At 44.7% G+C, this 10,708-nt stretch carries 8 protein-coding genes; 2 read left to right on the forward strand and 6 right to left on the reverse strand.

Going from position 1 to position 10,708, the window contains the following annotated elements; translation table 11 throughout:
- Positions 1-11 precede the first annotated feature (11 nt).
- The 3 genes from CCU_RS04540 to CCU_RS04550 form a co-directional block, all read right to left on the reverse strand.
- On the reverse strand, positions 12-2,153 hold the full coding sequence (locus CCU_RS04540; protein ID WP_015533739.1) for a YhgE/Pip domain-containing protein: 2,142 nt from the start codon (positions 2,151-2,153) through the stop codon (positions 12-14).
- An 86-nt stretch (positions 2,154-2,239) separates the two neighbouring features.
- Positions 2,240-3,586, reverse strand: a complete 1,347-nt coding sequence (locus tag CCU_RS04545) for a glutamate-5-semialdehyde dehydrogenase (protein WP_015533740.1) — start codon at positions 3,584-3,586, stop codon at positions 2,240-2,242.
- Between the two features lie 238 nt (positions 3,587-3,824).
- On the reverse strand, positions 3,825-5,417 hold the full coding sequence (locus tag CCU_RS04550) for an alpha-amylase family glycosyl hydrolase (RefSeq protein ID WP_015533741.1): 1,593 nt from the start codon (positions 5,415-5,417) through the stop codon (positions 3,825-3,827).
- 587 nt (positions 5,418-6,004) lie between these two features.
- Between CCU_RS04550 and CCU_RS04555 the strand changes: the two genes are divergently transcribed.
- The gene (locus tag CCU_RS04555; RefSeq protein WP_055273258.1) at positions 6,005-7,507 is read left to right on the forward strand and encodes a sodium-dependent transporter; all 1,503 of its coding nucleotides are present in this window, start codon (positions 6,005-6,007) and stop codon (positions 7,505-7,507) included.
- 699 nt (positions 7,508-8,206) lie between these two features.
- Here the strand turns inward: CCU_RS04555 and CCU_RS04560 are convergent.
- The 3 genes from CCU_RS04560 to CCU_RS04570 form a co-directional block, all read right to left on the reverse strand.
- Positions 8,207-8,917 (reverse strand): DUF3800 domain-containing protein, encoded by a 711-nt coding sequence (locus CCU_RS04560; protein ID WP_022217312.1) that lies wholly within the window; start codon positions 8,915-8,917, stop codon positions 8,207-8,209.
- Positions 8,918-9,031: 114 nt separating this feature from the next.
- Positions 9,032-9,457, reverse strand: a complete 426-nt coding sequence (locus tag CCU_RS04565) for an FKBP-type peptidyl-prolyl cis-trans isomerase (protein ID WP_004850005.1) — start codon at positions 9,455-9,457, stop codon at positions 9,032-9,034.
- Between the two features lie 73 nt (positions 9,458-9,530).
- The gene (locus tag CCU_RS04570; protein ID WP_015533742.1) at positions 9,531-9,890 is read right to left on the reverse strand and encodes a VOC family protein; all 360 of its coding nucleotides are present in this window, start codon (positions 9,888-9,890) and stop codon (positions 9,531-9,533) included.
- A gap of 192 nt (positions 9,891-10,082) precedes the next feature.
- Here CCU_RS04570 and CCU_RS04575 point away from each other — a divergent pair.
- On the forward strand, positions 10,083-10,708 hold a 626-nt coding region (locus tag CCU_RS04575; RefSeq protein WP_243440858.1), incomplete at its 3' end, for a deoxyribonuclease IV.

Genomic DNA, 10,708 nt, shown 5'->3' on the forward strand with positions numbered 1-10,708 from the left:
CCTTATTTGCATTACATCATATCCGTATCTTCCATACGTTTCTCGATGAAGTGCATGATATGGATAAATGGTTTTCTGATTATAAGTCCTATGACCAGTGCAACCACAATGAAAATTGACAATTCAAGCAGATATTTGAACAGGTCTGCGTGATACATTCCGCCAATACATTCACGCATTGCATTTATCGCATATGGGAATGGGAAGAATATGTACACCTGTCTGAAGAAGTTCGGAAGAGCCTCTATAGGGTAGGTTCCACCGCTCCCCGCTATCTGCAGCACCATGATCACAACAGCGAGGGCCTTGCCTATGTCGCCAAATGATATGGTGAGTGAATATATCAATATTGAAAATGTCAGCCCTGCGAGTGCCGCAGTTGCCCAGAATGCAAATGGGTGCAGACACTGTATCTTCAGCAGGAACAGATCTCCAAGCACTATGACCAGAACCTGAAGCTGAGACAGCAGGAAGAAAATAAGGTATCTTCCAAAGAACAACTGGTGTGGTCTGGCATCCTTCAGATAGTCCGCATCCTTCACATGCACCTTCATGAGGGAGACGAGAATTGTCATTCCGACCCAGATGGCAAGCACTGAGTAAAATGGTGCCATGGACGAGCCGTAGTTGGCAATGCTGTAGTAGTAATGTTCCTCGACAGCAACAGGCTTTGACAGGAATGACGCCAGCGCCTCTGAGTCTCCGTTGAGGAAGGCTATGATCATGTCGGTCACCTCGCTGTCGGCGGCCTTGTTGATCTCGTCTGTGGCGGTCTGGATCTTGTCACGTATACCACTTATGAGATCGGAGAGATCTGTGAGACTGGTGTTCATTGATGCAATAGTCACCTTATAATTGTCAAATACAGAGCTTGCACTGCTGATGGTAGAATTCAGGGTATTTAACAGATCCTGAGCGTTTTTCAGTGCATTTTTGATGTTCAGGATAATGTTGTCCATGTCAGGAATGACCTGGCTGGTAAATGTGTCATCTATGTCTGAGACAGAGTCGATGATCTGGTCGAGCTTATCTGATACGGCATTTTCTGCATTTGTGATCGCAGATATATCCAGACTATCGATGGTGTCAGCGGTGAGAGAGGAAATCTTCTTAACCTCTGTTTTCAGCTTGTCAAGCTTGTTGAGTGCATCTGAAACCTCATTCGTGTTGCTTATGTCAAGAGATTTGATATATTCGTCGACTGCATCGATCTTTTGCTGAAGTTTGTCTGCATCTGCCTTGATATTCTCAAGATCGGCAGATATGTTCTCTGCATCATCCTTCATATGGATAAGCTTTGCAGAGCTTTTCAGATTCTGTATGTCCTGCGCGATGCTGTCAATCTGATCCTGAAGAGAATTCCTGACAGTGTAGTAGGTTGAGCCCACTGAGTCTATATCAGACATGCTTGAATCAATGGCGGAACCCGCATCGGACAGAAGCTTGCTGCTCTTGTCAGTTGCGTCCTTGAGCTTTGTGCTGGTCTTGAGTTTGTTATTTGCCTTGATTATGGAATCTATGGTTTTCTGGTATCCGGCGAGATTGTCATCGACGGTCTTGAGTGCTGTGATGAAATCCGTTCCCTTGAGATCCTTCGACAGATCTGTGTCGGAGTCGTCAATGGCAGTGATAAGCTTCTGTGATATCGCCTTGACGTAGGTCTCGTTGATGCTTGTCTTGAGCGTTGAGACTGCAGTGTCGGTTATCTTAGGTGCCACGGCATTTTTCTTCTCATTTTCATAGTAGGTGAAGCTTGGATTTACGAAGTTGTCCGTCAGGGCATTGAACATGTTGTAGGAGAAATCCTCATCAATGACGACGGCGGCATAGTAGGTGCCTGATTTCACACCGCCGATGGCGGACTTTTCAGATTCCGGAAATACCCAGCCGATACTGGTCTGGCTTTTCAGCTTATCGACCACTGACTGGCCCATGTTCATCTCGTTGCCGTCCGCATCTGTGTAGCCCTTGTCCAGGTTGACGACGGCGATATTGATATTGCCGGTATTGGCATATGGATCCCAGTTTGCAAATATGTTGAACCATGCATACAGCGCAGGCAGTATGCACAGTCCAACGGCGAGAACTATTGTGAGTATACTTTTTTTGATACCGATCAGGTCGTTTTTGAATATTTTCAGTATTGTTTTCATTTTTATGTAATTCCTATTTATATAGTAAATGCATCAGCGAGGACTGATGTACATGAGAGAGTCCCCGCTGATGATCGTTTATTATTCTACAGGTCTTTGAAATGGAACTGCTTCTTTCCGGTTGCGTAGTCATCAACTATCTGTCCATGTCCGTAAAGCTTGTATTTGTAGGTTACAAGTCCCTCAAGTCCTACAGGGCCTCTTGCATGGATCTTGCTTGTGCTGATTCCGACTTCTGCGCCAAATCCGTATCTGAATCCATCGGCAAATCTTGTGGAGCAGTTCTGGTATACTCCGGCCGAATCGACAAGCTGCATGAAGAGGGCGGCGGTCTCGTTATTCTCAGTCACGATACAGTCAGTGTGATGTGAACCAAAGTGGTTGATGTGTGAGATCGCCTCCTGCACATCGTTCACGATCTTGACTGAGAGCACCAGGTCAAGATACTCGGTATTGAAATCGTCGTCTCCCATGATCTCAAAAACGTTCTGGCTGTCAGTTGCGGCATTCGTATGTGAACCATTGGCCTGACCGTCAGCTGTGTATGCCCGTTTGATGATCTCCGCTGCCTCTGCGGTTCCGCGTAGCTTTACACCATTCTCCCTGAGAGCTTTAGCCATGACTGGAAGCATTTCATTTGCCACATCCCTGTGGATGAGAAGTGTCTCCGTTGCGTTGCAGGCAGCGGTGTACTGTGTTTTTGCATCTATGATGATAGGGATAGCCTTCTCTATATCTGCATCCTTGTCTATATATGTGTGGCAGATTCCGTCTGCGTGTCCCATGACAGGGATCTTGGTGTTGTTCATTATATACTGCACAAATGCATTTGAGCCTCTAGGTATGAGCAGGTCAACGGACTTGTTGCATGACAGAAGCTCATCGATCTCGTTGTGCTGGCTTGCCTGGAGCATGCAGCCCTCTGGTGCTCCGTTTGCAACGGCTGTGCTGTAGATCACATCGAAGAGAGCCTTGTTGGTGTTGGCAGTTTCCTTGCCACCCTTGAGTACTGCGCAGTTGCCGCTCTTGATGCACAATGATGATATCTGGACCAGCGCATCCGGTCTTGCCTCGAATATGATTCCGATGACACCGATAGGGCAGGAGACTCTCTGAAGGACCAGCCCCTCGTCAAGCTCTCTCTTGAGCTGGATCTGTCCAACCGGGTCAGGGAGCTTTATGAGCTCATCGATTCCATTTGTCACGTCAGCGAGCTTGTGCTCGTCGAACTTCAGTCTCTTTTTGACTGATGCTGCGATCCCGTTCTCCTCGGCAGCAGCCATGTCCTTTGCATTTGCCGCAAATATCTCATCCTTATGTGCGATGAGTGCGTCCTTTACATGTACTAGTATATTGTTTCTTGTATCTTCTGAAAGTGCAGCCATTTTGTAGCTGTCAGCCTTCATGATGCTTGTAGCTTCCTGCATGTTCATAATCTTGTTCTCCTTTATAATCCTGTATGTCATGTGCACTTATTCTGTCGTGGCACATGAGCATATAATCCATTAAATATTACCACAAGTTTGGGGAGATGACCACAGGGAAGAAGATAAAAAGAGGCCATCGCATAATATGTGCAATCCACATTTGGAATGAAATCCGTATGGATGATTGCCATATTATGTAATGACCTTTTTATATGGTTATTGAGTTGTTATATATTGTTCCAAATTAGCAGCTTATCACAACAAAGCTCTGTGCCGGAAGAGTGATAACTCCGTCAGCGATACCTGGCTGTGTGCCGTTTATTGCTATAGAATAGATAACCTTTGCGTCACCAGTCAGCTCAGCAAGCTTCCTTGACTGGGTGTCCGTATTCTTAGGGTTCACTGCAAGGAGTAGATTCCCTCTCTTATATACAAGTGGCTTTCTGCTGATGATCTCAAGGTTGCTCTTGTCCAGCAGATCGGCCTGTGAACGTCTGAGAGAAGTGAGGGCCTTCACTGTATTGAGCAGGGAGTTCTGATCTGCCTCGGAAGTCTCAACATTTGCGGCATTTTCTGCAGGATCAACCGGCAGATAGAGCTTGTCGGCAGGCGCTGATGAGAAGCCCATGTTGTCACCGCTTGTCCACTGCATAGGAGTTCTTGAGCCGGTTCTGGTGAATCCGCCCTCCTTGCTTGCCATGCTTCTGAATTTCATAGCGATCTCATCGCCATAGTAGATGAATGGATTGCCAGGCATTGTCAGGAAGAATGCGTAGGCAAGCTTTAACTCATCCTCCGAGAGTCCGTAGCTGATACGTGTAGTGTCGTGATTTCCTGTGATGAGGGCTATAGCACCTTTGTCCTTTATCTGCTCGTATCTTCCCATGTATTCATCAATGAAGTGGTCGCAGGTTCCTTTGCTGTCAGCCTTGAAGAAGCTGTTGTTCTCCGTGCTGTCGTCAAGTGACTCTGGAAGAGATGCAAATGCATTCAGGTGAGCTTCGTAATCTCTTACCAGAGAGTTATATCCGTTGCCCATCCAGTCGAGATAGAAGTCCATGTCGAAGCCGGCCTTGATTGACTGTTCAGCCTTTCCCCACTCAGATACAAATGCTGACTCAGGGTACTCAGCGTGTATATCGCCGAGAATGTCCTGCCATACGGCAACTGTTCCGCTCTTGTTCGCATCATCATGCTTTACAAGTGAATCTGCCATATCTACACGGAAGCCGTCACAGCCCTTGTCGAGCCAGAAGCGGCATATGTCCTTCATAGCCTCTCTGGTTGCGATACATGCAGGATCGTACATGCTCTTGTGCCATCTCTCAGTTGGATTAAGCACTCCATAGTTGAGAGCCGGCTGGCACTTGAAGAAGTTGACGATGTAGGCACCGTTTCTTGGTGATTCTCCTGCGATGTAGTTGAGACCTGCACCGCCACAGAGCCATCCGTCAGTCCACATATATCTATCTGAGTATTCATTTTGCTCAGCTTTTTTGCTCTCGGTAAACCATGCATGCTCCTCAGATGTGTGGCCTGGAACCAGGTCGAGGAGAATGTGCATGTCCCTCTTGTGAGCCTCAGCGAAGAGGTTCTCTATGTCCTCCATTGTTCCGTATCTCTCGGCAACCTTCTTGTAATCCCTTACATCGTAGCCTGCATCGGAAAATGGTGAATCAAAGCAAGGATTCATCCAGATAGCGTTGCATCCAAGAGACTTGATATAGTCAAGCTTTGCAGTGATTCCGTTGAAATCACCGATACCGTCGCCGTTGGTATCATAAAAACTCTGTGGGTATATCTCATAAAAAATTGCATCTTTAAGCCATGTAGCCATAATAAATGTCCTCCTTATAAAAATGCAGCATGCGCATATAAATGCACTTCGCGCGGCGCATGCGTTACTATTCGTTCCTCCATAATATGAGCAGCGCACTTGCAGCTATGCGCTGGTGGTTTAAGGTATAAGGTACTGCAAACCCACACAGAAATCTGCCTCAAAATACGGAGAACGGTCTTATTAGTATTAAGAACATTCTACTCATTATAATAAAATATAATATGGAAAAATGTAATCCTTTATATGTAAATTAATAGATTTATTTTGCAGGAAAATATACTTGTTGAAAACGCGCAGCAAACATAAAAATACCTGTATTTTATCTGGTTCAAATATGGGATAAAATTTGCTTTAATCTGTAAAAGTTTAAACACACAAATGCTGTAATGTATGTTACAATCACAGGGTATGTGTCAGCAGAGATGGAAAATACATAATGTAATGGCTTGAAGTAGATGTTTGACACAGACAAAGGGCGTATCAGGTTTTGAAAATCGACACATAGTGCCAGCCTGATAATCCTGATAATATATAATAGAAGGAGGCAGGTGCCATTTTTACAGACATCTGCAAAAGAAGATTGTATGAGTAAAGAAAGTAACAACGGCGACAGAGAAAAGTTCGCCTCCAGACTGGGGTTCATCCTCGTATCGGCGGGATGTGCTATTGGTCTTGGAAATGTATGGAAGTTCCCGTATATATGCGGGCAGAATGGCGGAGCAATATTTATCGTGATATATCTGCTGTGTCTGCTGCTTCTGGGATATCCTATCCTTACCTGTGAGTTTGCGATAGGCAGAGGGAGTGGCAAGAGCGTTGGTTCAGCGCTTAAGGAGCTTGCGCCGAAGGGCGGCAACTGGCATAAATTCAGCTGGTATGCCTATGCCGGCAACTATCTGCTGATGATGTTCTATACTATGGTAGCGGGCTGGATGGTATACTATGTGTACGTCATGGGATCAGGACAGCTTCATGGTGGGTCAGTAGAAGCAATAGAAGACAAATTTACAGGGATGCTTGCATCACCGGGACTTATGGTCGCAATCACACTTGCGGTCATCGTGTGCTGCATAGGTATATGTTCACTGGGACTTCAGAACGGAGTGGAGAGAGTGACAAAGATCATGATGCTTGCACTTATAGTTCTGATGATAGTCATGGCAGTGAATTCGCTCATGCTCTCGGGCAACGAAGAAGGACTTAAGTTCTATCTTGTTCCAAGTATCGAGCGTGCAAATGCCAGAGGCTGGGGCAATGTATTATTTGACGCCATGACCCAGGCGTTCTTTACACTCAGTGTAGGTATGGGATCCATGGAGATATTTGGAAGTTATATAGGCAAGGAGAGAAAATTGTCTGGCGAGGCGAAGAGTGTTATGTACCTTGATACATTTGTGGCACTCATGGCCGGAGTCATCATATTGCCAGCATGCTTTGCGTACGGGATCAGCCCGGACAAGGGACCATCACTTCTGTTTATGACCCTGCCGAATGTGTTCAACCACATGCCGGGAGGCAGAGTGTGGGGAATTCTGTTCTTCATATTCATGTCATTTGCGGCGCTTTCCACGGTTATCGCGGTGTTTGAGAATATCATATCGATAAGTATAGATATGTTTGGATGGAAGAGAAAGAAGTCACTTATTATAAATCTGATCGGTATATCAGTGCTCTCCCTGCCGGCTGTGCTTGGATTCAATATGCTCTCAGGAATCACTCCGATGGGAGCGGGTACAAATATCATGGATCTGGAAGATTTTCTCGTATCGGGAAATATCCTCCCACTCGGATCATTACTTTTTGTCCTGTTCTGTACAAGAAAGAATGGATGGGGATTTGAAAACTTTGTCGCTGAGGCAGACAACGGTATCGGTAAGCCGTTTCCGCAGTACCTCAGAAAATACATGTCATACGTGCTGCCGCTTATAATTGTGGTAATCTATTTCAAGGGATACTATGATACATTTGCCCCGAAGGGACCAAAACTGCTGTGTATCTGGATGGGAGTTGCAGCATTGTTTGTTCTTTTCATAGGCTATCTGGCGTTTGGACATGGACGGAGCAGAAGAGAGCAGACAAAAGAGTAATTGCGTTTTGGAAATGTCTCAAAAAAATTTATGAATTTAACGCAGACTCATTGTTTTATGAGACAAAATGTGATAATATATAAGTACCAACAGTAAGTCCTTCGATAGTGCGTTTATCTATGTAAGTGTTCTGTGTGAGCATCGCTCGGAGGCAATTGGTATTTTAAATATTTCAAAAAAGGGATTGAAACCGCGATATGGGTCGCAAGGTTCAATCCCTTTTTGATTATGTGAACAACGATCCAAAGTCCGTGTATGCACGGACTTTTAGCCCTAATTTCAATAATTATGGTTTAGTATGTCGAAACATATACTGAGATATGATATACTGTTGTAGTTGCCACCCCTAGATGGGCATAGAAAGGGGGGTAGAGCATGATAGATATCATATCTTCTTTGGTTATTTCTATTGTGGCAGGTATAGTGGCTTACTATATTTGCAAGTGGCTGGATAGAGATAAGTAGTGTGGTGATCAGCCCAGGGAATACGTCGCCTTGCCCAAAAGACGGAGAAAACCCCAGAGGGTGCAACCTCTGGGGTTTTCGTCAGCTTAGTGTATAGAGCTGATAGAAATATCTTCTTTAATTTCTGTGGTAATTATATCATATGCACAATGAAAAAACAATATACATAATGAGAAAACAATTTATACTGGAAAAAATCAATATATTGTAAGAACAGAAAATTTGACAATTAATTTATGTCAATTCATAGACTCCTTTAAGTATCCCCAGTTCCCTCATAAGCTCCAGCTCATCAGTATAGTGTCCGGTCTGCAAGTGAGAATAGAACAGATTAGAAAATACATCCGCTATCTGCACAAATTTGTTGCAGGCCGAGTCAAAGTAGCTCACTGAGAAATTACCTGCGACCTGACCTGACAGTGAAAGCTCAGTGTTCAGATAATTTTCAAGGAATGATTTGTTCTCTACCCGCTCATTCCTCTCGTCAAGCTGCAGAAAGCAGTCCTCGTCAGGAAGATATCCATTCTGTATGAAGTAGAGCAGGGCAGATTTGATGGAGAAGTTGAATGTCCTGGAGATGTTGTCGAAGAATCGGTTCGGCAGATTTTCATTCTTCATCATGATATAGTACACGTCAAAGTGATGCTTCCTGGAGAAGTAATCCACAAATATGTGCTTCATGTCTCTGTCAAACTGTGCACCTTTTAGTTCACGGAATTTGCCGTCCCGGAACATTCTCCCGCCGTGCTTGGTGATCTTGCCGGTCATGTCATCGACCTTATCACTGTCCAGATCAAGAAGCATCTCATAGTTGGAAGAAATAAATCTCTTGTAAGCACGCTCAAGGGCGACGGGATCGAGGACATGGATCATAGACACCACGAAATACTGATCGTTTGTGGCATATTTATTGATAGAACCTGATTCGTCTATGTAAATGTTCACGATTCCCGCCTCCTTATATAATCGGATCACACTGTCCGTCCAATTGGGTGGGACAGACCGTCGGAACTGACGTCAAGTGTGAAAAGGTTCCTTCTAACATAAGTATCGTTACTATTAGTCCACTGATACAAGCTCTATCTTGAAGTTGAGCTCTTTGCCGGCCATCTCATGGTTTGCATCAAATGTGATGGATTCGTCATCTTTTTCAATGACCTTTACAAGGAACTGCTGTCCCATGGAATTGGCAAGGTATACCTGATTACCGACCTCAAGATTCTCAGCGCCAGGCATATCTGCAAGAGGAGCCTTGATGATGGCCTCCGGGTCAGGCATTCCGTATGCATCCTCAGGACGAAGATGTACATCGATGATATCGCCAACGTTCATGCCCTCAACTGCCTGATCAAATCCCGGAATCATCTGTCCTGCACCGCAAACGAACTCGATAGGCTCGCCTCTGTCATATGAAGAATCGAACTTTGTTCCGTCGTTGAATGTTCCTGTGTAGTGAACCTTACAGGTTCTTCCTGTGTTACTCATAAAAATTTGTCCTCCAATTGGGTAATATGTCATTAATTGTAACATGAAATAGAGGGAATGGATATAGGAAAAATTATGGCGTTCCAACCTCGATAAGATTGCCGTCAGGATCATAGAATCTGATGACTTTTTGTCCCCATGAATGAGTCATGAGACGATTGACATATTCAATGTCGTATGGCGACTCATCAAGTTTTTGTGCAAACTCCTCGATATTATTTTCTTCAAAATATAACTCCGAAGCATTGTTATGTGGAATTACAAGATTTTCAATGAATTCAGCCCAAATAGTTGCATCCTGAAGGACCAGCCCTCCCGTCAGGATCACATTTCCCTCGTTGTCCAAGATAACCTCAAGCCCGAAGATATCTTTGTAAAATTTTTTTGATCGTTCAATGTCATTTACGACGATTAGTACATTTTTTAATTGCATAGCGGTTTTCTCCCAAATGTATAATATAAGTTGGTTTCTGGTATTTAGTTTACCAAATGATTTGCGAACAGTCTACATAATATATGGTAAAATTAGAAAAAGCTATTTATTGATTGTAGCGGCAGCGTATTGTGCAGTCGGCGAGGATAGAGTAAACTGAAACCAGTTTAGAATGAATGGAGATAAATTATGTTGAAATTAGGATGTCATGTGGGTATGTCGGGCAAGGAGATGATGCTAGGCTCAGTGAAGGATGCTGTGGCATTTGGCGCAAATACATTTATGCTCTACACAGGCGCACCACAGAATACGAGACGCAAAGATATATCGGAGCTTAGGATACAGGAGGCACATGAACTCATGGCTCAGAACGGCATAGAGGAGTTCGTGGTCCATGCGCCGTATATAATCAATCTTGCAAATACAGTAAATCCTGCGACTTATGAAATCGCAGTGGAATTCCTCGCAAAGGAGATTGACAGGGCGACAGCGATGGGATCACAGACCATAGTCCTTCATCCGGGCTCACATGTAGGAGAGGGCGTGGACAAGGGAATTGCAAGCATAGTAAAGGGCCTGAATGAAGTCCTGACCGCGGACACCGCATGCCACATAGCTCTGGAGACCATGGCGGGAAAGGGCAGTGAGATTGGAAGAAACTTTGAGGAGCTTGCGCGAATCTATGATGGAGTGAGTCATAATGACAAGCTTCGTGTGTGCTTTGACACTTGTCACACCAGCGATGCGGGCTACGACATCATACATGATTTCGATGGAGTTGTGGAGAAGTTCGACAGACTCATCGGCAAAGATCAGAT

This window comes from Coprococcus sp. ART55/1 (assembly GCF_000210595.1).
In the GTDB taxonomy this organism is placed as follows: Bacteria; Bacillota; Clostridia; order Lachnospirales; family Lachnospiraceae; genus Coprococcus; species Coprococcus aceti.

Coding starts and splice junctions, on each gene's coding strand:
- CCU_RS04565 (WP_004850005.1), bottom strand. CDS start 9,457: ATGAGTAACACAGGAAGAACCTGTAAGGTTCACTACACAGGAACATTC.
- CCU_RS04545 (WP_015533740.1), bottom strand. CDS start 3,586: ATGAACATGCAGGAAGCTACAAGCATCATGAAGGCTGACAGCTACAAA.
- CCU_RS04570 (WP_015533742.1), bottom strand. CDS start 9,890: ATGCAATTAAAAAATGTACTAATCGTCGTAAATGACATTGAACGATCA.
- CCU_RS04550 (WP_015533741.1), bottom strand. CDS start 5,417: ATGGCTACATGGCTTAAAGATGCAATTTTTTATGAGATATACCCACAG.
- CCU_RS04540 (WP_015533739.1), bottom strand. CDS start 2,153: ATGAAAACAATACTGAAAATATTCAAAAACGACCTGATCGGTATCAAA.
- CCU_RS04555 (WP_055273258.1), top strand. CDS start 6,005: ATGAGTAAAGAAAGTAACAACGGCGACAGAGAAAAGTTCGCCTCCAGA.